23 protein-coding genes are annotated in these 25,627 nt (G+C 54.1%); 12 read left to right on the top strand and 11 right to left on the bottom strand.

All coding sequences use genetic code 11. The annotated features are described in order from the left end of the window. The first annotated feature begins 708 nt into the window (after window positions 1–708). Genes PSSD_RS11330 through PSSD_RS11310 form a run of 5 tightly spaced genes read left to right on the top strand, consistent with a single transcriptional unit; the run spans window position 709 to window position 5,309 of the window. Window positions 709–1,560, top strand: coding sequence for a transporter substrate-binding domain-containing protein (locus tag PSSD_RS11330; RefSeq protein WP_039336717.1), 852 nt, complete (start codon window positions 709–711; stop codon window positions 1,558–1,560). Between the two features lie 12 nt (window positions 1,561–1,572). Next, entirely contained in the window at window positions 1,573–2,292 is a 720-nt protein-coding gene (locus PSSD_RS11325; RefSeq protein WP_039336715.1) for an ABC transporter permease, read from the top strand. A gap of 11 nt (window positions 2,293–2,303) precedes the next feature. Continuing rightward, on the top strand, window positions 2,304–3,032 hold the full coding sequence (locus PSSD_RS11320; RefSeq protein ID WP_058972307.1) for an ABC transporter permease: 729 nt from the start codon (window positions 2,304–2,306) through the stop codon (window positions 3,030–3,032). 1 nt (window position 3,033) lies between these two features. Further along, window positions 3,034–3,834 carry an ABC transporter ATP-binding protein gene (locus PSSD_RS11315; RefSeq protein WP_058972306.1) on the top strand — a complete coding sequence of 267 codons (801 nt, stop codon included), beginning with the start codon at window positions 3,034–3,036 and terminating at the stop codon, window positions 3,832–3,834. Beyond that, window positions 3,831–5,309 (top strand): HAL/PAL/TAL family ammonia-lyase, encoded by a 1,479-nt coding sequence (locus PSSD_RS11310; protein ID WP_058972305.1) that lies wholly within the window; start codon window positions 3,831–3,833, stop codon window positions 5,307–5,309. Before PSSD_RS11315 ends, PSSD_RS11310 begins: the two co-directional genes overlap by 4 nt. A 146-nt stretch (window positions 5,310–5,455) precedes the next feature. On the opposite strand, the gene PSSD_RS11305 is transcribed toward PSSD_RS11310, so the two are convergent. Further along, window positions 5,456–6,085 (bottom strand): flavin reductase family protein, encoded by a 630-nt coding sequence (locus tag PSSD_RS11305; RefSeq protein WP_039336034.1) that lies wholly within the window; start codon window positions 6,083–6,085, stop codon window positions 5,456–5,458. Between the two features lie 243 nt (window positions 6,086–6,328). Here PSSD_RS11305 and rlmF point away from each other — a divergent pair, with 243 nt between their 5' ends. After that, window positions 6,329–7,261 (top strand): 23S rRNA (adenine(1618)-N(6))-methyltransferase RlmF, encoded by a 933-nt coding sequence (gene rlmF, locus PSSD_RS11300; protein ID WP_058972304.1) that lies wholly within the window; start codon window positions 6,329–6,331, stop codon window positions 7,259–7,261. A gap of 52 nt (window positions 7,262–7,313) precedes the next feature. Here rlmF and ybiO read toward each other — a convergent pair whose 3' ends face one another. From ybiO to rhtA, 6 genes are all read right to left on the bottom strand, one after another. After that, complete coding sequence (gene ybiO, locus PSSD_RS11295; RefSeq protein WP_439654598.1) at window positions 7,314–9,548, bottom strand: mechanosensitive channel protein; 2,235 nt, start codon at window positions 9,546–9,548, stop codon at window positions 7,314–7,316. 190 nt (window positions 9,549–9,738) lie between these two features. After that, window positions 9,739–10,461: a glutamine ABC transporter ATP-binding protein GlnQ gene (gene glnQ, locus PSSD_RS11290; protein ID WP_039336039.1), complete on the bottom strand. Its 723-nt coding sequence runs from the start codon at window positions 10,459–10,461 to the stop codon at window positions 9,739–9,741. Beyond that, a complete protein-coding gene (gene glnP / locus PSSD_RS11285; protein ID WP_039336041.1) occupies window positions 10,458–11,117 on the bottom strand; it encodes a glutamine ABC transporter permease GlnP in 660 nt (219 codons plus the stop codon). The genes glnQ and glnP overlap by 4 nt, the downstream gene beginning before the upstream one ends. Window positions 11,118–11,202: 85 nt before the next feature. Next, window positions 11,203–11,949 (bottom strand): glutamine ABC transporter substrate-binding protein GlnH, encoded by a 747-nt coding sequence (gene glnH / locus PSSD_RS11280; protein ID WP_058972302.1) that lies wholly within the window; start codon window positions 11,947–11,949, stop codon window positions 11,203–11,205. 317 nt (window positions 11,950–12,266) lie between these two features. Continuing rightward, window positions 12,267–12,770, bottom strand: a complete 504-nt coding sequence (dps, locus tag PSSD_RS11275) for a DNA starvation/stationary phase protection protein Dps (protein ID WP_058972301.1) — start codon at window positions 12,768–12,770, stop codon at window positions 12,267–12,269. A gap of 295 nt (window positions 12,771–13,065) precedes the next feature. After that, window positions 13,066–13,974, bottom strand: a complete 909-nt coding sequence (rhtA, locus tag PSSD_RS11270) for a threonine/homoserine exporter RhtA (protein ID WP_058972300.1) — start codon at window positions 13,972–13,974, stop codon at window positions 13,066–13,068. A 378-nt stretch (window positions 13,975–14,352) separates the two neighbouring features. Between rhtA and ompX the strand changes: the two genes are divergently transcribed. Further along, entirely contained in the window at window positions 14,353–14,865 is a 513-nt protein-coding gene (gene ompX, locus PSSD_RS11260) for an outer membrane protein OmpX (RefSeq protein WP_058972298.1), read from the top strand. A gap of 59 nt (window positions 14,866–14,924) precedes the next feature. On the opposite strand, the gene PSSD_RS11255 is transcribed toward ompX, so the two are convergent. From PSSD_RS11255 to PSSD_RS11240, 4 genes are all read right to left on the bottom strand, one after another. Continuing rightward, entirely contained in the window at window positions 14,925–16,190 is a 1,266-nt protein-coding gene (locus PSSD_RS11255) for a c-type cytochrome (RefSeq protein ID WP_439654597.1), read from the bottom strand. 11 nt (window positions 16,191–16,201) lie between these two features. After that, the gene (locus PSSD_RS11250; RefSeq protein ID WP_058972296.1) at window positions 16,202–17,980 is read right to left on the bottom strand and encodes a GMC family oxidoreductase; all 1,779 of its coding nucleotides are present in this window, start codon (window positions 17,978–17,980) and stop codon (window positions 16,202–16,204) included. Continuing rightward, window positions 17,980–18,708: a gluconate 2-dehydrogenase subunit 3 family protein gene (locus PSSD_RS11245; protein WP_039336428.1), complete on the bottom strand. Its 729-nt coding sequence runs from the start codon at window positions 18,706–18,708 to the stop codon at window positions 17,980–17,982. The genes PSSD_RS11250 and PSSD_RS11245 overlap by 1 nt, the downstream gene beginning before the upstream one ends. Window positions 18,709–19,011: 303 nt before the next feature. Continuing rightward, a complete protein-coding gene (locus tag PSSD_RS11240) occupies window positions 19,012–19,206 on the bottom strand; it encodes a hypothetical protein (RefSeq protein ID WP_058972295.1) in 195 nt (64 codons plus the stop codon). 265 nt (window positions 19,207–19,471) lie between these two features. On the opposite strand from PSSD_RS11240, the gene mntR reads away from it, so the two are divergent. The 5 genes from mntR (at window position 19,472) to PSSD_RS11215 (ending at window position 25,463) form a co-directional block, all read left to right on the top strand. After that, the gene (gene mntR, locus PSSD_RS11235) at window positions 19,472–19,930 is read left to right on the top strand and encodes a manganese-binding transcriptional regulator MntR (protein ID WP_039336423.1); all 459 of its coding nucleotides are present in this window, start codon (window positions 19,472–19,474) and stop codon (window positions 19,928–19,930) included. A gap of 21 nt (window positions 19,931–19,951) precedes the next feature. Continuing rightward, window positions 19,952–21,061 (top strand): SLC13 family permease, encoded by a 1,110-nt coding sequence (locus PSSD_RS11230; RefSeq protein ID WP_058972294.1) that lies wholly within the window; start codon window positions 19,952–19,954, stop codon window positions 21,059–21,061. 187 nt (window positions 21,062–21,248) lie between these two features. Next, complete coding sequence (locus PSSD_RS11225) at window positions 21,249–22,379, top strand: HlyD family secretion protein (RefSeq protein ID WP_058972293.1); 1,131 nt, start codon at window positions 21,249–21,251, stop codon at window positions 22,377–22,379. After that, window positions 22,376–23,944 carry a DHA2 family efflux MFS transporter permease subunit gene (locus PSSD_RS11220; protein ID WP_058972292.1) on the top strand — a complete coding sequence of 523 codons (1,569 nt, stop codon included), beginning with the start codon at window positions 22,376–22,378 and terminating at the stop codon, window positions 23,942–23,944. Before PSSD_RS11225 ends, PSSD_RS11220 begins: the two co-directional genes overlap by 4 nt. A 1-nt stretch (window position 23,945) precedes the next feature. Further along, window positions 23,946–25,463: an efflux transporter outer membrane subunit gene (locus PSSD_RS11215; protein ID WP_058972291.1), complete on the top strand. Its 1,518-nt coding sequence runs from the start codon at window positions 23,946–23,948 to the stop codon at window positions 25,461–25,463. Window positions 25,464–25,627 lie beyond the last annotated feature (164 nt).

The raw sequence follows: 25,627 nt of genomic DNA, 5'->3' as shown, positions 1-25,627 counted from the left end.
CCCATTAATGGCGCAATGCTTGTCAGTTAAACGACTGATGATAACGCCGTCTGGGGTCGCACCGGGGCTGGCGGTCCTCGCGCCGCTACGCGGTACCTTCACTTCACTCGTCTGCCTTACGGACCGGTGCCGATGGAACATCCATGTTCCAGCGCCACCTTTCGCCCGCGTCCTGCGGGCTCTCCTGGCATACTCGCTCAGCTCAGCGCTGCGGAATGCCTGCCCGGTCCGTCCGGCACGACGTGGAAGTCGAAGGTACCGCTTTAGCGGCGCGAGGACGGCCCTGTGGGGGCAGTAGTGGCGGCAGAGCCCGCTCGGAAAAGACAGGCCACTTATCAATAAGCTGCCTGAGTCCTTCTCTGACATAAATTGCGCACTAAATAGTGCCCCTTATATGTCGGAGGATGCGCACTCATACAACCCTATCCCCAACATTGTGCATTGTACGCCCCTAAATGGTGCGACGTTACAACCCCTCCGTGACATTTCCCTGATTTAACCGCTTCTGCCGACCTGGCACATCACTTGCTAGGTTGTATGTACAAGTAAAGACCACGTGGTTGATATCAAATTTTATTCTGGCTGGCTCACAAAAAGCTCATGCCGACAATGATCTGCCGCACGCTAACTTGTATATACATGAAATGTCATCTGCGCTGTATCAGCTAACAGAGACAGCCAATTCGATAAATGACCAGGAGAAGCCGCATGACGCACCGCGCCCCAATTCGCCGTTTTTGCCTCACGACCCTGTTTGCCAGCCTGCTGATCAGCGGTGTTGCTGTGCAGGCGAAAGAGTGGAAATCCATCACTATCGCCACTGAAGGCAGTTATGAACCCTGGAACCTGACGCTGCCGGGCGGCAAGTTAGGCGGCTTTGAACCTGAACTGATGGAAGACCTGTGTAAACGCATGGGCATCCAGTGCAAACTGGTGGTGCAAAACTGGGATGGCATGATCGCCGGGCTTAACGCCGGAAAATATGACGTGATTATGGACGCGATTGTCATCACGCCAGACCGTAAAAAAGTGGTGAATTTCACCGTGCCCTATGCGTCCACGCCAGCCACCTTCATCACTACCAAAGACAGCCCACTGCTGCCAGCGGATAAAAACATCATCAAACTGCATGACGACGAAAAAGAAATCAACGCTGCGATTGCCCCGCTGAAAGCGGCAGTTAAGGGCAAAACCATCGGTATCGCCTCTGGCACGGTTTACACCCCCTTCATTGATAAATACTTCAAAGATGTCGCAGACGTGCGTGAGTACACCTCGTCGGCCGATGCCATCCTCGATCTCCAGGCAGGCCGTATTGATGCGGTATTCGACGACGTCACCTTTGCTCAGTCTATGCTGGCACGCAAGGAGAACAGCAACCTGACCTTCAGCGGCCCGCAACTGGGTGGCCCAATCTGGGGAGAAGGTGAAGCCATGGGCGTACGCATGGCGGATAACGATCTGAAAGCCAAACTCGACGAGGCAATCAAAGCCGCGCTGGCGGATGGCACCGTGAAAAAGCTGAGTGAAAAGTGGTTTAAAACTGACGTAACGCCGTAAGTGAGGTGAAAGATGATGAGCCTGCTGAGTTTTGGTGCTGATGGTTGGGGTCGCCTGATCCTGGGGGCCGCCTTCACCACACTGCTGCTGTCGTTGTCCGCGCTGGTGATTGGTGCCGTAGTCGGTTCGGGCGTTGCGGCAGCCAAGCTGTCGCCGCAGCGCTGGCTGCGCTGGTTGGGTGAAGCCTATTCGACGGTGTTTCGCGGCATCCCAGAACTGCTGGTGATCTACCTGTTCTATTTTGGTGGTTCGGGCCTGATCACGCTGGTGGGGCAGATGTTCGGCGCTGACGGCTTCATCGAAGCGCCACCCTTCCTGATTGGCGCGCTGGCGATTGGGCTCATCTCTGGATCTTATCAAGGTGAAGTGTATCGCGCGGCGCGTCTGGCGCTGGCTAAAGGCGAAATCGAAGCGGCGATGGCGATAGGGATGCCACGCTGGCGCATCGCACAGCGCATTCTGTTACCCCAGATAGTGCGCTATGCGCTGCCGGGCATGTCGAATGTCTGGCAGATGAGCTTAAAAGACTCGGCGCTGGTGTCGGTGACCGGCATTGTCGAACTGATGCGTGCCAGCCAGGTCGCAGCGGGGTCCACGCGTGATTACTTCACCTTCTATCTGATTGGCGGTGCCTGCTATCTGGTGCTGACACTGCTGTCTAATCATGCGTTTCGTCGGGCGGAGTTACGCCTGGGGCGCGCCTGGCAAAGTCGCACTGCGGCACAGCATTAAGGAGCAGCAGCATGATCGACTTCGCCTTTCTCACGGATACCTTCCTCAAACTCAGCGCCGCGCTGCCGGTGACGCTGGGCCTGTTTATCAGTGCCTTCCTGTGCGGCGGCATCCTGGCGCTGGGCATTTTGACGCTGCGCATGAGCCGCTGGCGTGTGCTGAGCGGCTTTGCTCGCGGTTATATCCTGGTGTTCCGCGGCTCCCCGCTGCTGATCCAGCTGTTTTTGATCTACTACGGACTGGGTCAGTTTGGTGTCATCCGTCATAGCTTTGTCTGGCCTTTCCTGCGCGAACCCTTTATCTGTGCAGTGCTGGCATTGTCGCTGTGTACGGCGGCTTACACCGCTGAAATCTTGCGCGGCGCATTGCTGGCGGTGCCACCGGGGCAAGTCGAAGCCGGGTTAGCCTGCGGCATGTCGCGCTGGTTGCTTCTGCGCCGCATTATCGCGCCGATCATGCTGCGCTACGCACTGCCAGCGTATTCCACCGAAGCCATTCTGTTGGTGAAATCCACCGCACTGGCCAGCCTGGTGACCGTCTGGGATGTCACGGGCGTGGCGCAACAGATCATTCAACGCACCTATCGCACCATGGAAGTGTTTGTCTGTGCTGCGGCGATTTACCTGATCCTCAATTTCATTATCGTCCAGCTTTACGCGTTATTAGAACGCCGTTTAACCCCGGTGCATCGCGTTGAAAAAAAGCCGTTACCCGCCGTTAAACCGCTTGCCGGAGAGTAAGATGCAATCCACATCACCTGTTACCTTAACCGCCACAGATATCCACAAATCCTTTGGCGCGATGGAAGTATTAAAAGGCATTTCGCTGCAGGCGCACCAAGGCGATGTCATCTCGATTCTTGGTGCCAGTGGTTCCGGCAAAAGTACCTTGCTGCGCTGCATCAATTTGCTGGAAACGCCGGATGCGGGTGTCGTCAGCGTCGGTGGCGAAACCATTGAAATGAAGCGCCATGCGCGTGGCCATCAACTGGCGGCGAATCCGAAGCAGATTGAGCGCCTACGCTCACGCCTGGGCATGGTGTTCCAGAGTTTTAACCTGTGGTCACATATGACCGTGCTGCAAAACGTCATTGAAGGGCCGCACTATGTACTCAAGCGCGATAAAAAAAGCTGCATCGCCCAGGCGGAACAGTTGCTGGACCGTGTTGGCTTACTCAATCGTAAAGACTTCTATCCGGCACAACTCTCTGGTGGGCAGCAACAGCGTGTGGCGATTGCTCGCGCCCTGGCGATGGATCCGGAAGTGATGCTGTTTGATGAACCGACCTCGGCGCTGGACCCGGAGCTGGTGGGCGAAGTGCTGAAAGTGATGCGCAGTCTGGCAGAAGAGGGCCGCACTATGCTGGTGGTGACGCACGAGATGGGGTTTGCGCGCAACGTCTCCAATCGTGTGGTGTTTATGCACCAGGGCACCATTGATTGCCAGGGCACACCGCAAGAGATGTTTGGCGAACAAGGATCGCAGCGCTTTAAGCAGTTTATCTCTAGCCATCAAAGCCACCACACGGAGCAAACCGCATGACCATCGTATGGGGCGACGCGCCGTTGACATGGCAGGAACTGGTGCAGGTCGCTCGACATGACGCGGAACTGACCTTGAGTGCCAGTGCCTGGCAGCGCATTGCGCAGGGGCGCGAGATAGTCGAACAGATCGTGGCCAGCGGTCACATTGCTTATGGCATCAACACCGGTTTGGGCGCGCTGTGCAATATCACCTTGCCGGAAGCGCAACTCAGCCAGCTTTCACGCAACACACTGTTGAGCCACGCTTGTGGTGTCGGGCCGCTACTGGCGCGCGAACAGGTGCGTGCCATTCTCTGTGCCGCGATTGCCAACTACAGCCATGGTAAATCGGGTGTGTCTGTGGCGTTGGTGCAGCATCTGCTGGCGTTACTGAACAACCAGATTACGCCACGGGTGCCCTCTCAGGGATCGGTGGGGTATCTCAGCCATATGGCACACATCGGGCTAGCGTTAATTGGTGTGGGCGACGTTGAGTATCAGCATCAGATCATACCCGCTGAACAAGCGCTGGCTCAGGTAGGACTCACAGCTTATCGACCGGGCGCGAAAGAGGGCTTGAGCCTGGTCAACGGCACACCTTGCATGACCGGTTTATCCTGCCTGGCACTGGACGACGCCGCCCGCTTGCTGGATTGGGCCGACGTCACTGGCGCCATGAGCTTTGAGGCGCTGCGTGGGCAGTTGGTGGCATTTGATGCCGAAGTCATAGCCTTAAAAGCCAGCCCTGGAATGCAGGTGAGCGGCCAGCGGTTACGCCTGTTGTTAAGCGACAGCCCATTGCTGGCAAAGAGTGTCGGGGTGCGCACTCAAGATGCACTGAGCCTGCGCTCGATGCCGCAGGTGCACGGTGCCAGCCGCGATCAGTTCGATCATGCCGCGCGTCAGGTGAATACCGAATTAAATGCCTGCACCGATAATCCGCTGGTGCTGGGCACGGTGGATAACTGGCGCGTGGTGTCCCAGGCGAACCCACACGGTGAATCGGTGGCGATGGCGGCAGATCTGTTAGCCATCGCCATGGCGGAAGTGGGAAGCATTGCCGAGCGGCGATTGGACCGACTGGTGAATCCGTTGGTCAGTGGTCTGCCCGCATTCCTGGTGGCGCAACCGGGGGTGAACTCCGGCATGATGATTGCGCAGTATGTGGCGGCCTCGCTGTGTGCGGAAAACCGTCAGCTGGCGCAACCAGCAGTACTGGATAATTACGTGACCTCAGGTTTGCAGGAGGATCATCTCAGCCTTGGCACCGGCGCGGCGCTCAAGCTGCTGAAGCTGGTGGGTAACGTCTGGCAGATTCTGGCGATCGAATACCTGCTTGCTGCGCAGGCGCTGGACTTCCACGGTGAGGAGGTACTCGCGCAGGGCACCAGGCAGGCATTACATCGCTTACGTGCCGTGGTGGCGAACTGGCAGGAAGATCGCTGGCTGGCACCCGAGATCGCAAAGGCGGTTGATGTGATGAAGAAACAATAAATACATCATGTTTGGCGGGCGGGATTTATCGCGAAAGGCTGGCAGTTGCGCGTGCTTAGGTCGCCATGAATGGCAACCCTACGAACATCTTGTGGAGTATTCGTAGGGTGCGCATTGATGCGCACCGGCATACTTATTCAATGGATTTATCCCCGGCGGGCATCTGGCCGGACTAAATCAAAGCGCAGATCTTCACTGATGCCGTAATAAGCCGAGGGGCCACCGGCACGCAGAATCGGTTGCGCCTTAGCCGTCTGGTAAATACCGTTCTCCAACAGTGACTCATCAATGTGAATCGCCACCACTTCGCCCAATACCAACCAACTCTCCAACTCGGTTCCCTGCACATCTTGCAGACGAATCAGCTGGGTTAAGCGGCACTCAAAATTCACCGGGCTCTCAGCCACCATACTGACATTCACATGTGAGGCGGCGAGGGGCGTCAATCCTGCCAGCGCAAACTCATCCTGTTCAGGTGGGACGGACGCGGAACTCTCGTTCATCGCTTCTGCCAGCGGGCGCGTCGCCAGATTCCAGACAAACTCTTTGCTCTCACTGATATTGCGTACGCTGTCTTTCCAGCCGCTGCTGGCGAAACCGATGATAGGTGGATGATAGTTAAAGCAGTTAAAGAAGCTGTAAGGGGCCAGATTGCGTTGGCCGCTTGCGCTGAGGGAACTGACCCAACCAATAGGGCGCGGTCCGACAATGGCGTTCAAAGGGTCGTGCGGCAAGCCATGCCCGCTTCGTGGTTGATAAGTGTAACGTTGCCGCATTAGCGCTCCTGATTCGTCCTTCATACTTCGTACGGCAGCGGCGTTGGCTGCGCGTGCGCACTCCAGTCACTGACAGCTGTAAGCGCCTGGGATACTCACACTTGCCGCCTTGCTGTAGCACGAATTCTTTTGGACTCAGTTTTGGGATAGTAGGTTTAAATTCAATGCAGAAAATCTTGTAGGCGGATTGTGCGATGCCGCCATCCAGCGTATCTTACGCCCGCGCTACTTTCCGGAGAAACTATGAACAAGCCAGCCGCTACCTCGCCATTCCATCCACGTAATCGCCATCAGGGCCGTTATGATTTTGCCGCTCTGACCGCAGCCCATCCGCCGCTGGCGGTAAAAGTGCGTCCCAACGGCTATGGCGATCTGTCGGTGGATTTTGCCGATCCTGAAGCGGTTATGCTGCTGAACCAGGCGCTTATTAAGCTGTTCTACAACCTCAACTGGCAGTTGCCGGAAGGCTATCTCACCCCGCCGGTGCCGGGTCGTGCTGACTATATTCACGCCTTAGCCGACCTGCTGGCAGGCGACAATGGCGGCAAAATTCCGCGCGATTTAGATATCATGGATATCGGTTGCGGTGCCAACCTGATCTATCCGTTGATTGGTCACGCCGAGTACGGTTGGCGTTTTACCGGTACTGACATCACCGCCGAAGCAATTACCGCCGCCAACCAGATTGTCGCGAGTAACCCGGGTCTGCAGCGCGGTGTGCGTCTGCGCCGCCAGAAAAATGCCTCGGCAATTTTTGCTGGAGTGGTACATAAAAACGAACGCTATCACGCGGTGCTGTGTAATCCCCCTTTCCACGCCTCGGCGCAGGAAGCGGCGATGGTTGGTCAGCGTAAAACGCGCAACCTTGGCTTAGGGAAAAACGCGCCGCTCAACTTTGGTGGCCAGCATAACGAGTTGTGGTGTGAAGGGGGCGAACGTCAATTCGTCGGCCAGATGATCGATGAAAGTGTCGCCTTCGCTGACCACATTGTCTGGTTCACCTCACTGGTTTCGCGCAAAGAGAACCTGCCAGCGCTGCGCGACCAACTCCGCGATCTGGATGCGTACGAAGTACGTATCATCGAGATGGCGCAAGGGCAGAAACAGAGTCGCTTTATTGCCTGGACCTTCCTGCCGCCAGCGGCGCGCGCGAAACGCATTGCACGCCACGGTTAGTCGAGCGGCAACGGGGTGTTGGGGAGTTCAGCTCGCCAAATAACGTCCGTTGCTACATCGGTGGCGGCAGCGCAGGCACACTGGCAGCAGAGGCCATATCACTGCCGGTTTGCATCACCTCTACCGTTTGATGCGGCGCTCTGATCCCCGCCGCATCAAAATGCTTCTTCACTTTATCATCCAGCGCAAACCGCACTGTCCACTGTTTCAACGGTTGGGTGGTAAACGACACGCGCACGGTAAAAGACTGATTGGTCAAGCCAACTAAGCCTGAAAAGCTCGGTTCGCCGATCACCATGCCGCGAATATCTGGGTTATCCAGTAAATCTTTCACTGCCGCTTGCAGCGTGGCGTTGACGCGCTCGGTATCCTCACTGCGGTCCACATCATAATTCGCGACAAATGAGCCGATGCCGCGTACGAAGTTGGCGAAGGTGGTGATCGAAGACCACGGAATGATGTGATAGGCACCGGTATCCTGGCGCACGCCAACCGAGCGAATGGACATGCGTTCTACTGTGCCGGTAATCGGCCCAATCGTCACTAAATCGCCGGTATTCATACCGTTCTCAAACTGGATAAAAATGCCGGTGATAATATCCTTCACCAGCGTCTGTGAACCGAATGACACCGCCAGCCCCAACGCACCGGCTCCCGCCAGCAGCGGGGCAATATTCACCCCTACCTCAGACAGCAAAATCATAATGGTGATGGTGCTGATCACCACGGCCAGCGCGTTTCGGAATAGCGTCAGCAGTGTGCGCGTACGCGCACTGGGCATCGGGCGACCGTGAGAATCTGAGGCCAGGCGGCTCTCAATCAAGCTGGCGAGTAACGTCCAGCCAATGGCGGAGAGCAGCAGGATCATCACGATGCGGATCAGCACATCAACCATCTTCTGCCCGGCACCGTAGGCCAGCCAGTGTGTGAGATCGAACAGATTCCAGGCGTTCAGCAGGAGTAGCAGAGTGGCAAACACGGTAATGACGCGAGCCAGTTTTAGCAGCGCTTTTACCCAGTCATTCACCCGTTTTTGCAACTCAGGGTAATTGCGCCGCAGGTCGGGCGACAGCGTCAGTGTCTTACCAATCCAGCGCGTCAACATGCCAGAGATCAGCGCGGCGATGACAATGATCGCCATACTGCGCACCGTGGCAGACATCATAAACTTCAGGCTGTCCCCAGGATTGAAAATAGAGAACAGGAACAGCGCAATAAAGTAAGCACTCGCCAGCCAGTGCCACACCATACCGAAGGCGCGAATGAACAGGGCAAAGAAGCTCATGCTGCGATCGGCCAGGCGCGCCAACTCATCATGGATATTGCGTTTGTTGCGGAAAATCAACCACAGTGCCCAACCAGTCATGATGCACATGATCAGCACATTCACCAGCGCGCCTATCTGGACATTCACCTGATTGGAGACGATCGGCACCACCACTAACAGTCCGTAGCCAATGATACCGCTCAACCAGCTCAGGCGCGTATTCCAGTACGCGGCGCGTGCATCGGAAAGATGGAAGAAACGCAGGGTAGGGAAGCGGGGGCAGAAAATCAGGCGCAGCACCGCTTTGAAAAATTCAATCAGGGCAAACGCATTCAGGAACAGCCCTTGCTGATAGGCAATGGTGCGGTTGTTGTTGTGGTAGTTATCACTGATGATCTGGCCTTTAAACAGCGTCAATGCCAGAAGCAGTAAATCGAGGATAAACGCAGATGCAATGGTGGCAGGCAGATGCAGCCATTTGCTGCGTTCAAGATTGTGATTACGTCCCCAGCGGCCCATGCGTTGCCAAATCGGGTACATCAACAGCCGAGTCAGCCAGTAGAAGGCAAACACGGCAGCGGCCAGCCCAACAAAATACTTCAGCGCATTAAAAAAGGTCTGTTGGTTAAATGCCTTATGCGGCGCATTCACAATGTTGTCATGCAACTGAACAAACTGTGAGGCCACTGCGCCGCCATATTCACGCGTCACGTTGGTGACACTCTCCAGCACGGTGGGATCTTCCTGATCGGCCTGCGGCGGTGCCAGTACCGGCTGCTCGTCCACTGCTTTACTGTTGGCAGCCTGGCGCAACTGATCAATCAGCTCCTGGCGAGAATCATTGTTTTCCAGAATATTGGCCAGTGCGGCATAGGCGGCTTTTTTATCTTCAATGGTGGGTTCGCTGTTAGCCGTGTTGCTGGCTGTTGGTGTTTGCGTTTGTTGAGCCGCAACGGCCGCCTGCGGCAGATTGACCGCGTTGGCGGCAGGCATGAGGAACAGACAGAGCAGCATCCACATGGCGAAGCGCCATAATGGGTGGGCAAACGACATGACTTTCTCCTTGAACAACGCTCAGCGGCACCAGAGAAAAAGTATAGTCAGCAATGGAAGGTGAAGATTCTGAAAGAAAAATTATCTAACAACACCCAAAGATAATAAAAAAGCCGCACAGCTAAGCTGATGCGGCTTTTTACTTACTGCATCGTTATCAGGAAACGTGCTGCAGGAACTCGCGCAGACGATCGCTCGGTGGGTTGGTAATCAACTCATCCGGGTTGCCATCTTCGGCGATGGTGCCTTTATCGATGAAGATCAGACGTGAGGCCACTTTCTGTGCGAAACCGACTTCGTGCGTCACGATGACCATGGTCATGCCTTCTTCCGCCAGATCCTGCATAACCTTGAGCACTTCATGGCGCAGTTCGGGATCGAGGGCAGAGGTCGGTTCATCAAACAGCATCATCTTCGGTTTCACTGCCAGAGCACGGGCAATCGCCACGCGCTGCTGCTGTCCACCGGACAGCTCAGCCGGGAAGTGGTGTGCACGCTCAGCCAGGCCTACTTTGCCCAGCAGTTCACGTGCCAGCTTTTGCGCAGCGTCTTTCTTGGCACCGCGAACGCGAATAGGACCGAAGGCGACGTTATCCAGCGCACTCATCTGTGGGAACAGATGGAACTGCTGGAACACCATGCCAGCTTCCTGACGGATCAGGCGCTCGTCGACTTTAGGATCGTTGACCTTCATACCATCAACAATCAGGTCACCGGTGGTGATCTCTTCCAGCTTGTTGATGCAGCGCAGCAGGGTAGATTTACCTGAGCCTGATGGCCCGATAATTACCACTACTTCACCCTGATTAATCTTCAGATTGATGTCGTGCAGAACCTGAGTCTGGCCGAAGTTTTTAGAGACGTTTTTAAATTCAATCACAGGATTTTCACCCTTTTCTCAATACGGCGCAGCACAAAGCTCAACACCAGCGTAATAACCAGATAGATGATGGCAACAGCACTCCAGATCTCCAGCGCGCGGAAGTTTCCGGCGATGATCTCCTGGCCCTGACGGGTCAGTTCCGCCACACCAATCACGATAAACAGCGAGGTATCTTTGATACTCACAATCCACTGGTTGCCCAGCGGTGGCAGCATACGACGCAGCGCTAAAGGCATGATGACGTAGCGCAGGGTTTCACGACGTGATAAGCCCAGCGCCAGGCCCGCTTCACGGAAACCTTTGTTGATCGACAGCACCGCACCACGCGTAATTTCCGCGATATAGGCACCGGAGTTAATCATGATGGTCACCACCGCGGCGGTGAACGGATCGATACGCAAATCCGGGAAAGCCATCGGCAGCGCGAAGTAGATAAACATCACCTGCACCACGATAGGCGTGCCGCGAATCAGTTCGATAAAGACCAACGCGAGGTTGTTGGTCACCCAGCCGCCATATGCGCGGGCGAAACCGGCCACCAGGCCGATAATCAATCCGCCGACCAGGCCGAGTACGGAAATTATCAGGGTCATTTTGGCGCCTTGGATCAAAATCGGCAGGGCAGGCCAAATGACGCTCCAGTCAAACTCCATGGTGTCACTCCAGAATCAGTTGCAGTGGAAATATAAAAAGCAGGGAGAATAAGCTCCCTGCTACAAAAATCGGCTTAAGCCGGAATTATTTTGGTTCGCTGCCGAACCATTTTTTATAAATAGTATTGTAAGTGCCGTTGTCGCGCAGGGTTTTCAACGCGCCATTGATCTGGTTACGCAGCTCATCACTGCCCTTCGGCAGGGCGATACCGTACTGCTGAGCTTCGATTGATTCGCCAACCGCTTTAAAGCGACCTTTACCTGCAGTATGGATGAAGTACAGGATGTTTGGTGTGTCATGTAGCACGGCATCAGCACGGTTGGTGCCTAATTCCATGTAGGCGTTGTCGATGTTCGGGAACTGACGCAGATCTTTCGATTTGATGTGTGCTTTCGCGTAATCAACAGAACCGGTACCGCTCTTCACTGCAACCACTTTGCCGTTCAGATCTTCAATACCTTTAATGTTGTTTTCATTTTCACGCACCATCACCAGCAGACCACTTTTGTAGTAGCCGTCTGAGAAGTCGATGGCCTTCTGACGCTCAGGTGTGATGGTGATACCGGCCAGTGCCACGTCAACGTTTTTGGTTTGCAGGGCTGGGATAATACCGCTGAAGTCCATTGGCTTCAGGGTGTAATCCAGCTTCAGCTCTTTAGCGATAGCGGCCCACAGGTCGATATCGAAGCCGACGTAATCGTTGCCTTGTTTGAATTCAAACGGCACGAATGCGGTGTCAGTGGCGACAACCAGTTTCTTATCTGCTGCAGTGGAAGAAAGCGAGAAGGCCAGCGCCAGCGCGGCCACGGAGACTTTAATCAAAGACTTCATCATTATTTTCCTTATTACCCTTCAGACCTGATGGCCTGCTGTACGGCGTATCATATGAAAAAAGTATGCCAACTTTTCATTTTAATCGAAATCAGCAGGATGCAGGGCCGTGCTGAAGCGATTTTGCATACGATGAAAAGTTTGCACCTATTTGGGTCACCAATATGGTGCATTGTGCTGTTGTGGTGCGGGCACAGTGTGCACCAAGGGCATAGCAAGGGAAAGGCAGGATTAAGAAATTGTTAACGGCGTCAAAAAAAGCACCATGATGTTACAAATGTAAAAAAGGCGGGATAACCCGCCTTTGATGTCATACGTTATTCAATGTTCGATTCGATGAACCACAAGAACTTATCCAGATCGCGCGATGCGGCAGTGAAGATATCAGCGGTATCTTCATCGCTGACTTCGCTAATCGCCTTACGCGTATCGTTAGCCACAATCGCGTAACGGTCGGCCAACGCTTTCAGGTGATCCTGCACGCTGTGGATATTGAGCGGGTAGCTTTTCAACGGCGTCTTATCGTTAACGATTTGTGTGGTACCCAACGCCACGCCACCTAACTGCACCACACGCTCGGCAATGGTGTCCTGATGGTCGGTAATAGCTGTACGGAAGCCATCCAGCATTTCATGCACGGCAATAAAGTTGGCGCCACGCATATTCCAGTGCGCCTGTTTGGTGATCAGCGACAGATCAATATATTCCACTACCAGACGGTTGAGCACCTCGATGGTCGCTTTCTTATCGCTATCAGCAACATCATTACGGGTGTAAATGAGATCAGACGATTTAGTTTTAACCAGTTTTGCGGTACTCATCATTAATATCCTCTAATTGATGGTTGTCCTAATCAAGCACGGGAATAAGTATAGCAGCAGTTTTTTGTTGTGCTGGATTGTTTAAACCGATGACAGGAATAGATAAACCTTAGTGTTGCATGGGATTTAATCGTGTTTGATTTAATTTCATTTATAACAATGGTTTGCTAGTGATGTTAATTATCTTTCAGTGATGTTGCAAAATAATAACAAATGCAGAGTAATGAATGAAAAGAATTGAATGAGAATGCTTATTTATTCAGCCTGAATGTTTCAGGCTGAATAAAGACGTTATTTACTGGGGGTTGTTTATATCCACTTCGTTTATTTTGGCACGCTTTTGTTTCATGGTGAGTGTCGAACCCGCCGAAGCGGCAATAATCGCCAGTAAAGCGATCCACTGCTTAAAGGTCAGCAGTTCACCGAGGAAGAGCATGCCAGATAGGGCGGCCATCGCCGGTTCCAGGCTCATCAGGGTGCCAAAGATACGTGCAGGCAGTCGCGTCAGCGCCATCATCTCCAGAGAGTAGGGAATGGCGCTGGAAAGCAGGGCGATGATCAAGGCCAGCGGGAGTATTTCCCAGTGCCAGATGCCCGGCGCGGCAAAGGTTAAGCCGAGCGGCACAAAGATGATCGAAGCGATCAACGATCCCATTGCCACGGTAGCCGGGCCATGTTCTGCGCCTGCGCGCTGACCTGCCAGAATATAGACGGCCCAACAGGCACCGGCTCCCACCGCCAGCAGTGCACCCAGCGGATCGATATGGCTGATGCCATCGCCAATCGGCAGCAAGAACCACAACCCTGTCACCGCCAGCAACACCCAGAGAAAATCCAGCGGACGGCGTGCGCCCGCCAGTGCCAGGGTTAAGGGGCCAAGAAATTCGAGGCCAACCGCCACACCAAGCGGCACGGTGCGGATGGATAAATAGAAGAGGTAATTCATGCACCCCAGCGCCAGTCCGTACATTAATAGCGGCTGGCGTTGAGCACGCGTAAAACGCAGGCGCCAGGGTTTAAAGATAGCGCAGAGAATCAGGGTGCCCAGCCCCAGACGCAGCGCGGTGATGCCGGGTGCGCCCACAGTGGGGAACAACGATTTGGCAAGTGAGGCACCACCTTGCAGTGAAAGCATAGCGATAAGCAGTACGGCAATCGGAAACCATACCGGAGCCATTTTGGGGTTGGTCAGAGGCGCAGACATCCTGTAATCCATTCCTGTAGTGATTAACAACAAAGTAACAAAATGCCAGTTTAAAGGAATTCGGAGTAAATAAGGAGGCGCACAACAGGGAAATAAAATATCGCGACGGGATGAAAAGTAACCACTTTCAGGGCCATTTCAGTAAAGAAATGTCAGGTTTTTTTAGGAATATACTTAAAGGTATTATTTGTGACCCGAAATTAGATTGCAGAAATATGAAGGTTTTTATAAGTAAAATGAATGACATACGAAACTTCATTAACTTTCTGTTACACCAAACAATCTGTTAGACAACAAATACGGGGCAGAGTTTCTGGCTGATTTTTGTTATATTTTTAGCGTTGTCAGGAGAGAAGTATATTCACATTTGAGGTGGTTATGAAAAAAATTGCATGTCTTTCAGCACTGGCTTGCGTACTGGCAGTTTCTGCTGGTTCAGCCATGGCACAGAGCACCGTTTCTGCTGGCTACGCGCAGAGCGATTATCAAGGTGTTGCTAACAAAGCAAACGGCTTCAACCTGAAATACCGTTACGAAGACGGTACTAACCCACTGGGTTGGATCGGTTCTTTCACCTACACCGAGAAAGACCGTACTGACGCTGGCGTGTACAACAAAGGCCAGTACTACGGTATCACCGGTGGTCCTGCTTACCGTCTGAACGACTGGGCAAGCATCTACGGTGTTGTCGGTATCGGCTACGGCAAATACCAGGCAAACGACGCAGCTGCGCAGTCTAAATCTGATTCCAGCGATGTTGGTTTCTCTTACGGCGCAGGTATGCAGTTCAACCCAATCCAGAACGTTGCTCTGGATGTTGGTTACGAGCAGAGCCGTATCCGCAGCGTAGACGTGGGCACCTGGATTGCTGGCGTAGGTTACAGCTTCTAAGTTCATGCTTAGACCAGCGTTGCACAAGAAACGGCCCAATGCGGGCCGTTTTTTTATGCCTACTGTTTGGCGGGAGGCAGTGTCGCGCGGATCTTTTTGACCTGGTCAGCCGTTACCGGTGCCGCTTTATTGCCCCATCCGTTGCGGATGAAGTTCGCGACATCAGCGACCTGCTGATCATCAAGACGCCAGGCGAAATCAGGCATGGTGAAACCGGTCGGCGCCTGCTGCGTAATCGCACGTTGGCCTCCTTTCAGAATCACACTGATCACTGAAGACGGGTCCTCACTCAGCAAGGCAGGATTGTGCGCCAGCGCAGGGAAGGTACTGGCATAGCCTTTGCCATCCGTTCGGTGACAGGCAGCACAGTTATCAACATACACCTGTGCGCCCGGTTGGCTGACATCCCCTTTGAACAGCGCTTGTGCCGTGGCATCGCTGGCCTGCGGAGCCGCGGTTGCATCTGCGGCAGGCAGTGACTTCAGATAAACGGCTATCGCATTCAGATCCTCATCACTGAGGTATTGCGTGCTGTGTGCGATGACATCGGTCATTGAACCAAAGGCGGCACCCTGTTTATTGGCACCCGTTTTCAGGAAGGTGGCGATATCCTGCTGTGACCAGCTGCCAAGTCCTGCGGCTGGGCTGGCGGTGAGATCCGGTGCGTGCCAGCCTTCCAGCGTGCCGCCGGTCAGATAGCCTTTACCACTCTCATCCATGGCTTTTTCCTGGAAGCCGATGCCACGCGGCGTGTGGCAGGATCCACAGTGACCCAACCCCTGTACCAAATAAGCACCGCGCTGCCACTGTTCCGATTTGCCCGCCACCGGTGCATAGGTGCTGTCATCGGCAAAGGTCCAGCGCCAGAACGCCAGCGGCCAACGCATGCTCAGCGGCCAGGGGATATCACTTTTGTGATTCTCCTGGTTGACCGGTTTAACGCCTTGCATAAAGTAGTCATACAAAGCGTGCATATCGCTGTCGCTGATTTTGGCATAGGACGGGAACGGCATCGCCGGATAGAGCGAGCTGCCATCTTTCGCCACGCCGCCACGTACCGCTTTTACGAAATCGTCGTAGCTATAGTCACCAATGCCGTGGGTTTTATCGGGGGTGATGTTAGTCGAGTAAATCGCGCCAATCGGCGTGCTCATTTTGAGTCCACCGGCGAACGGCTGGCCGCCCGCCGCTGTGTGGCAGGCGGCGCAATCGCCCGCTTTCGCCAGATATTCACCCTGTTTAACCGAAGCTTCACTGGCCGCCAGTGCCGCATGGCTTACCAGCGCGCCGCTCAGAGCGAGAAAAAGTGCGGAAAATTTCACTATGACGCTCCTTATCAGGCCTGAACCAGCGGGCCGGGGTTAGCAAGGTAGCGGTTGCGAATCGCATCCGCCGCGAACAGTGCGGTGGCACACACAATCCCGGTGGGGTTGTACGCCAGGTTTTGCGGGAAGCAGCAGGCACCGGTCACAAACAGATTCGGCACATCCCAACTCTGCAGGTATTTGTTCACCACGCTGGTACGCGGATCGTCACCCATTACCGCACCACCCGTGGTGTGCGTGGATTGATAAGGACGCACATCGTAATGGCTGTTGAGCGTCTTGAATCCCACTTCGTAGTGCTTCGGATTCATCACCTTGACGATCTCTTCCGCTTTATCCTTGATGAAGTTGGTCATCTTCAGTTCGTTTTGCTGCCAGTCGAACGTCATGCGCAGCAGAGGCTGACCGTAGATATCACGGTAGGTGGGGTCAAGATCGAGATAGCACTGCTTGTAAGGCATCACGGAGCCGGACGAACCGACGTTCATGTTGTGCAGATAGTTATCTTTGATGGCCTGCTTCCAGCCTGAGCCCCAGCGTGGCGCATCTTTAGGAATGCCCATCTGCTGAATCGGGCGACCACCAGAGAAGGCGGCGGAGATGGTGGCACCGCCGACAAAGCCGACTTTACTGTGGTCAAAGTTCTCGGCGTTGAAATCGTCGATCACGGTTGAAGTAGCGCCGGTCGCGGCAAACGGATTGAACCAGTTGTCGTTGTCATAGAACAGCTTGATGCCACCGGTCATCTGATAGGCGTAGTTTCTGCCCACCACACCGTCACCGGTTTGCGGATCGTAAGGCTTGCCGATTTTCGACAACAGCAGCAGTCTTACATTATGCAGCTGGAAGGCGCTGAGGATCACCAGGTCGGCCGGTTGTTCGACTTCATTGCCCTGCGCATCGATATATGTGACGCCCGTGGCTTTCTTGCCACTGCTGTCGGTATTCACGCGAATCACGTGTGCCTGAGTGCGCAGCTCGAAATTGCTAAAGGGTTTGAGCGCGGGGATGACGCAGCTCTGTGGTGAACCCTTAGAGTAGTTGAAGCAGCCAAAGCGTTCGCAGTAACCGCAGTAGTTACAGACGCCAAGTTGTACGTTGTAAGGGTTGGTCCAGGCTTCGGTACAGTTGGCCGCCGGGCATTCGAAGGGATGATATCCCAGCTGTTTCACTGCTTTGGAGAACAGCTCGCCGGCATACAGGGTCTCCAGCGGTTTGGTCGGGTAGCCATTTTTACGCGGGGATTCAAAAGGGTTACCGCCTTCGACTTTCTCACCATTCAGGTTACCCACCTGACCGGCCGCGCCGCAGATTTTTTCGAACTTGTCGAAGTACGGCTCCATTTCATCATAGGTGAACGGATAATCCTGTACCGTCATGTCTTTAGGGATGAAATCCGCGCCGTATTTTTCAATCACGGTGCTGCGCATTTTCAGATCGGCTTCCAGCGGACGCCACAGCTGGCCATTCCAGTGGGTGCCTGCACCGCCCACACCATCACCGGGCAGGAAAGAACCAAAGCGGCGATAAGGCAGCGCGGTTTCCTGAGTAGTGTGGCGCACCGTGACCGTCTCTTTCGAGGCATTCTGGAACAGTTTTAAACGGATGCCGTAAGTGAGTTCATCCGCGATGCGCGGATAAGAGAAGTCAGGGTAGGTATCGCGATTTTCGCCGCGTTCCAGTGCCACAATATTCAAACCAGAGCTGGCCAGTTCCATCGCCATCAGCGAGCCGGTCCAGCCAAACCCGACGATCACGACATCGACGGGCGCTTTTTTTACTGCTGCCATTACACGCTCCTTTTGCTGGAAATACTGACTGGGCCAAGCGGATAGGGTTTATTCGGCTGTTGTACGGTATCGACGAAGTCCGCACGTGCACCGGGAAAACCAATCATTTTCCACGAGGCCAGCGTCTGGTTGCCGCCGTGAATCGGATCGGCGAGATAACCCTCTTTGGCGTTCTCCAGCAGTTGCTCGAAAAACAGCTTGCCGTGAATGGCATCGTTACGCAGTTTGTCGGCTTCCAGCGCGCGCAATACCTCTTCCTGCTGCGCGGTTTCCAGCTGATAAAAATCCTTCTGATACTGCTGCTGACAATGTTGGTCAGCCATCGCAATCCCTAAACGATAGGTATCGCGTGGGACTAAATGCGACTGGTAACCCATCTCTGGGATGGCATCGGCAAACGGGCCTTGCATGTACCACAGGCGTCCATAGCCGTAGGGCAGTTCCATTTGCTTATCAATAAACACCTGTACGCCTTCGCTCACGGCACCGGGGCCATTGGCATCGGCGGGGATCAGGCGATCCAACGCGGCGAGCAGGAATTTCCACTCTTTGTCATTGAAGTAGGCAGGAACATAGTCTGATAACACACCTTGCGGTTTGTCGGCAGCGGGGGAGGAGAGTGACACCACACCGGTACTGGCTGCGGCGGCGAGAGGAATGAGCGAGAGCGATTTTTGCAAAAATCGTCTCCGGCCCGATGGTTGCTCTTCAGGCTTTTTTAGTGACATTGCTGATCTTCCTTAAGAAAACCCACCCTGGGTTAGTTTTGTTATAAGTATGTAATTTTTTGTTATGAGGAGATTAATCAGCTGTCATAATAGGTTGCAAGCTAAATGTTAGCAGCCTAACCGTTTAAGCAATGTTGAAGAAAAGAGGGGTGTACAACCTGAAGCGATTCAGCCATAGAAGAAATGGGGGTATAGCTTTCGTTCAATAACAATAGAAAGAGTGGGACTAAAAAGGTAACAAAATGTGAGATCGTGCAGAGGATCCGTATGAAAACGGATCCCAAGAGGAGATTTAAACCGGCGTTAACCGCGCCAGATTAAATTCGGGCAAGGGCGCTCAACCAGCTGTTTGCCCGTCAGCTTTTCAATCAGCATCAGACGCAGTGCAAACGGTGAACGGCTGAAGAGGCACAGTAATGACTTCAGTTCAAAAGCCGGTTTGCTTTGTTCAGCCTGGAAGCATTTGCCGCAGTCGAGGCAGTTTTTCATGGTGGTCATGTTTACCTCCCGAAAGAATGACATCGTAACAGTAAGCATAAGCCTGCAATAAACAGCAGGAAAAGGAGCAGCAGCAGATAGGGTTCGTTCATCTTTGCCTCCTTAATAAGCTATTCGCTTACATTACGAACAAAGATAGCACTGGCTATACTCTTTAGCCAACACTATTTAGGAAAAATTTGTGCTTATTTGTGCCTGGTTTACAATGAGCGCAGCCAGGCCCGCACCGCAGTTAAAGTGCGGCAGATAATAAAGAGGAAGCTGAATGAGTCGTCGTGCAAAGAGCGCTAACAATACGCCCCAGGGGCCGCTTAAAGATATCGAGGAGCATGTCGAAGGATTTCGCCAGGTGCGCGAAGCGCATCGACGTGAACTTATTGATGACTACGTCGAGTTAATCTCTGATTTGATTCGTGAATTTGGTGAAGCCCGTCAGGTGGATATGGCTGCACGTTTAGGCGTTTCTCAACCTACGGTAGCCAAAATGCTGAAGCGTCTGGGCACCACCGGTTTGGTTGAACAGGTGCCGTATCGCGGTGTATTCCTCACAGCGGAAGGTGAGAAGCTGGCCGAAGCGAGCCGCGTTCGCCACCATATTGTTGAAACCTTTCTGTTGGCTCTGGGTGTCAGCCCGGAAACCGCCCGCCGAGATTCTGAAGGTCTTGAGCATCACGTCAGTGATGAAACCCTGGCCGTTTTCAAGCAGTTTTACGAGAGTCGCTAACCTACAAGGCTTTTCGCCATCATGCCCATCGTGCTTCGTTCCTTAATGCGTGATCGTATTTTGCATTTGTTGTTGCTGTTGGGTGTGGTGCTGTTGCCGCTGGCCGATTTTCGCTGGCCGCAACTGCCAGCCGCTGTTGACTGGCACACCATCATGACGCTCACCGGTTTATTGATGCTAACCAAAGGGCTGGAGAACAGCGGCTACTTTGATGTGCTTGGTGCACGCCTGATTCAGCGCTTTCAGCATGAGCGCACGCTGGCGCTGTTTATGGTGTGTGCGGCCGCTTTACTCTCCACCTTTTTGACCAATGATGTCGCACTGTTTATTTTGGTGCCGCTGACATTGACGCTGCGTAAATTTTCACGCTTACCGATTTCCCGCCTGATTATTTTTGAGGCGCTCGCCGTGAATGCGGGATCGCTGCTGACGCCAGTCGGCAATCCGCAAAATATTTTGCTGTGGAGTCACGGCACTTTGAGTGTGTCAGGCTTCATGCTGCAAATGGCTCCGCTGGCTGCGTTTTTAATGATCACCTTAATGGCGCTCACCTGGTGGAGTTTCCCCGCCCGGCTTATTGAAAAGCATGCACAAAGCGCCGCGCATCAGTGGCAAAAGCCGCTGTTTTTCGTCAGCGTGTTGCTCTATGTGGTGTTTATCGTGGCACTGGAATTGAAAATGACGGGCTGGGCGTTGCTGCTGGTCGCCGCCTGCTTTTTAGTGATGGCACGTAAGGTCTTAGCCAGTATCGACTGGAGCCTGCTACTGGTGTTTGTGGCGATGTTTATCGATGTCTTTTTATTGATGCATCTGCCGTTACTGCAACCGCATTTCGCTGCTATCAGTCAGTTGGGAGAGGGCGGGTTATATCTGCTGGCGATTGGCCTGTCGCAGGTGATCAGTAACGTTCCGGCGACCATTTTGCTGTTACAGAAAGTGCCTCCATCCGATGTGTTCGCCTGGGCGGTAAACATTGGTGGTTTCGGTCTGTTGCCGGGTTCGTTGGCCAATCTCATCGCGCTGCGGATGGCACAGGATGCGCGCGTCTGGTGGCGTTTCCATCTGTTTTCTTTACCGATGCTGGCGTGGTCGATGCTGTGGGGCTGGCTGTTGCTCCAGTGGCTGAATTAAACCGACATTATTGTGCTGCTAACCGGGCTGACGCGTTGATTTTTCAGCGCGTTATCGCAGTGAGTGGCAATTAATGCGTGTTTTGTTGGCTTCTGTAAAGTTGTACTGGAATTTGTCAATTTTCGATCTAAGGTTAAGTTGACCGTTTTTGCCCGTGGATCGGGATCACAGCCAGCGATGATAACCTATGAGTGATAATCAAAATCAGCCGCCCGCTCGCGAGCAGCAGGATGCGCAGCACGCTTCAGACAGTAATCAAGACAACAACGAACCGCAACGTAAACGCCCCGGCAAAAAGCCACTGATTATTCTCGCCATTGTGGTGGTCATCATGCTGCTGGTGGGATTGTGGTTCTGGTTCTCCACCCGCAACATTGAAACCACAGATGATGCTTTCACCGAAGGTGATGCGGTTACCATCTCTCCTAAAGCGGCCGGTTTTGTGGTCAAACTGCTGGTGAACGATAATCAGCGGGTGAAGAAGGGCGATTTGCTGGTAGAGATTGATCCTCGCGATAATGCTGCCCAGCGCGATCAGGCGCAAGCTCAGCTGGGGCTGGCCAAAGCGCAACTCCATCAAGCCCAGGCGCAGCTGGCGCTTTCTCGGGTGCAATACCCGGCTCAGCGCGATCAGGCGTTAGCCGATCAAGCCAAAGCGCAGGCTAATTTACTGAATGCTCAGGCGGATTATCGTCGTCAGCGTGGCGTGGATCCGCGCGCCACTTCACAGCGCAATATTGATACCGCTGCCGCTCAACTGCGTTCTGCTGAAGCACAATTACAGAGTGCTAAAGCACAAGTGGAGGTCGCTTCTCAGGTCCAGCTGCAAATTCGCCAGCAGGAAACCAACGTGGAGGCCCGTCAGCAACAGGTTGAACAGGCACAGGCGCAGCTCAATACCGCTGTATTGAACCTCTCTTATACCGAAGTGCGCGCGCCATACGATGGTTTCGTCACCAAACGCAATGTGCAGGTTGGCACCCTGGTGCAGGCAGGCACCGCGCTGTTCTCTCTGGTGTCTCCGGATATCTGGATCAATGCCAACTTTAAAGAGTCCCAGCTGGCGCGCATGAACCCGGGTGACAAAGTGGATATCAGCATTGATGCCTGGCCAGATATGAAACTGGAAGGGCACGTGGACAGTATTCAGATGGGCTCGGGATCGCGTTTCTCGACCTTCCCCGCGGAAAATGCCACCGGTAACTACGTGAAAATTGTGCAGCGCGTGCCGGTGAAAATCGTGATTGATAAAGGGTTGGATCCTAATCATCCATTGCCGCTTGGCCTGTCGGTTGAGCCCAAGGTCACGGTAGAATGAGTGCGAGCGAAAGCTGGCGTCCGGCCAGCAATCCGTGGCTGGTCGCGATTACGGTGACGCTGGCGGTGTTTATGGAGATCCTTGACACCACTATCGTTAACGTTGCGCTGCCACATATTGCTGGTTCGCTCTCTTCCAGCTACGACGAATCTACGTGGGTGCTCACTTCCTATTTGGTCGCCAACGGTATCGTGCTGCCCATCTCTGCCTTCTTTACCCGCCTGTTTGGTCGCAAAACGTTTTTCCTGATTTGTATTGTGATGTTCACCATTTGCTCGTTCCTGTGCGGCATCGCCACCGAACTCTGGCAGATCATTCTGTTCCGAGTGTTACAGGGCTTTTTCGGCGGCGGTTTACAGCCCGTTCAACAGTCAGTGTTGCTGGACTACTTTAAGGCGGAAGATCGCGGGAAAGCGTTTGGCCTCTCTTCCATTGCAATCATCGTCGCGCCGGTGATCGGCCCTACGCTGGGCGGCTGGATCACTGATAACTACAGTTGGCGTTGGGTGTTCTTCATTAACATCCCGGTGGGGATTTTGACGGTGCTGGCGATTTATCAGCTGCTGGAAGATCCGCCATGGGAGCGTAAATGGGAAAAAGGTCGCCTGAAAATCGACTACATCGGCATTAGTTTAATCACGCTGGGCCTCGGCTGTTTGCAGGTGTTCCTCGATCGCGGGGAGGATGCCGATTGGTTCGCCTCGCACTTTATTCGTCTGTTCGCCATGCTCGCGGTGATTGGTATAGTGGGCGCGGTTTACTGGCTGCTGTATGCACGCAGACCGGTGGTGGATATCACGGTAATGAAGGACCGCAACTTCTGGGTCGCGGGTTTGCTGATGGCCGGAATGGCGATGATCCTCTACGGCAGTTCAGTGGTGTTGCCTCAGCTGGCGCAGCAGGATCTGGGCTATACCGCCACCTGGTCCGGTCTGGTGCTCTCTCCAGGTGCGGTATTGATCGTGCTCACCATTCCGCTGGTGCTGAAGCTGATGCCGATTGTGCAAACACGCTACATCATCGCATTTGGTTTCACTTGCCTCGCCTGCGCCTTCTTCTATTCCACCACGCTGACTCCGAACGTGGACTTCACCACGCTGGTGATGATGCGCAGTGCACAGTCCATCGGGCTCGGTTTCCTGTTTGTGCCGTTAACCACCATCGCCTTTATCACCGTGCCGCAGCGGTTAAATGCGGATGCGGCGGCGCTGTTTACCATGTTCCGTAACGTGGCGGGATCGATTGGCATTTCACTGGCCACGGCGGGGATTACCGAGCGAATGCAGGCGCGCTCGGCCAGCATGATCCATAACATGACCCCGCTCAATGAGCCGTTCAATCTCACCTTGCAGCATTGGGCGCAGGCGATCCGAGATTTCACTACGGCGGTGGGCGATCCGCTGACGCTGGCCACGGGACAACTGTATAAAGAGATGATTGCCCAGGCGCGTATTTTGGCTTACATCGATGTCTTTATGGGCCTGAGTATCGTGGCCCTGCTGTTGATTCCTTTTTGTTGGTTGCTTTCGCCGATCAAGAGCGAAGGCAGTGCAGGAGCACACTAGAATGATCATCTCTCCGCGCTTGAGCCTTATGGCACTGACATTAATGCTGGCGGGCTGTGCCGTGGGGCCTGATTATCAGCCTCCCCATGCGCAGACGCCGGGCAGCTATCGTGACTTGTCTTCACAGGAAGCGTCCAGGCCGCTGTCGTCAGCGACTCAACCACTGTGGTGGAAAAACTTTAACGATCCACAGTTGGATAGCCTGATTGAACGTGCTATTGCCGGCAATTTGACCTTGCAGCAATCGGTGCTGCGCATTGCCGGAGCACGCGAACAGCTGGCGCAGGCTCGCGGAGGGCTCTTCCCTTCAGTGAATGGCTCGGCGAAAGTGACGCGTCAGCAACTGGGTTTGAAAGGCCTGTTGAAGTCCAACGGGGTGTACGATCAGGTTGATAGTGATGTGGCTAATCAGCTGAACGGTTTGGATCACTCCATTACGCTTTATCAGGGCAGCTTCGATGCCAGTTGGGAACTGGATTTATGGGGTAAAGTCCGCCGTCAGATGGAAGCGGCAGATGCCCAGCAGCAGGTGGCGATTGAGCAGCGCAACGATGCGCTAGTGTCGCTGGAAGCGGAAGTGGCGCGCGCGTATCTGCAATTGCGCGGTGCACAGGCCGTGCTCGACACCTTGCAGCAGCAGATTGAGGTCGCGCAGCAGACGTGGGAGTTGACGCAGAGCCAGCAACGCAATGGTTTAGCGCCGCTGACCGACGTGGAAAATGCGCGTGCCCAATTGTCTTCACTGAATGCACAACTGCCGCAGTATCAGTCGCAAGAACGGCAGGCAATGAACGGCTTAGCAGTGCTGTTGGGTAAAATGCCCGGTACGCTGGATAACGAGTTAATGAACCGCAAAGCACTGCCTGCATTGCCGAAGATGGTGGCGGTGGGTATTCCATCAACGCTGGCACGGCGCAGACCGGATATTCGCCAGGCGGAAGCCAATCTGCATGCGCAGACGGCCAATATTGGCGTATCGGTGGCGGATCTGTTCCCCAGCCTGTCACTCACTGGTCAACTTGGCGTGCGTAACACCGACGCCAGCTATCTTGATGACTGGAGCAGTCATTTCTACAGCATTGGTCCTTCACTCTCGATCCCTATTTTCCAGGGCGGCCGTTTAGTTTCCAGTGTCAAACTGGCACGTGCACAGCAGGCGAGTGCGGCACTGGATTATCGCCAGACGGTGCTCACTGCGTTGCAGGATGTGGAGAACGCGCTGGTGAGCTATCGTGCCGATCAGCAACAGGTCACGGCGCTGGATGAAACCACCGGGGCGCTGCAGCATGCCTTTGACCTCGCCAGTGATAGTTACAAGCAGGGTATTTCGACCTTCCTGGATGTGCTGGATGCCCAGCGCCAGTTGGCGCAGGCGCAGGCGCAGTCAACCCAAGCCCGGATGCAGAGTGCGCTTGATTTAGTTGCACTGTATAAAGCGTTGGGCGGCGGCTGGGAACCTTATCAGAAGGTCAATCTGCCGGAATATTCGGTGTTCGGTCCTGCCACCACCGTTCCGTAACGACATGGGCGGCGAGTTGCCGCCCGGTTCAATTCGGAACAAAAATTTTCCTTTCATCGATTGTGTAAAATTCAACCCGATCATATCTCCGCTAATTTCCACTCCTGATGGCTATTTTTGTGATACTAATCGCAAGTTGATCGCGTGTTTATGACCTGTCGCGC

It is taken from the genome of Type-D symbiont of Plautia stali (assembly GCF_001485335.1).
GTDB classification, from domain to species: Bacteria; Pseudomonadota; Gammaproteobacteria; order Enterobacterales; family Enterobacteriaceae; genus Pantoea; species Pantoea vagans_C.
This window is presented reverse-complemented; position numbering and strand designations above follow the sequence as displayed.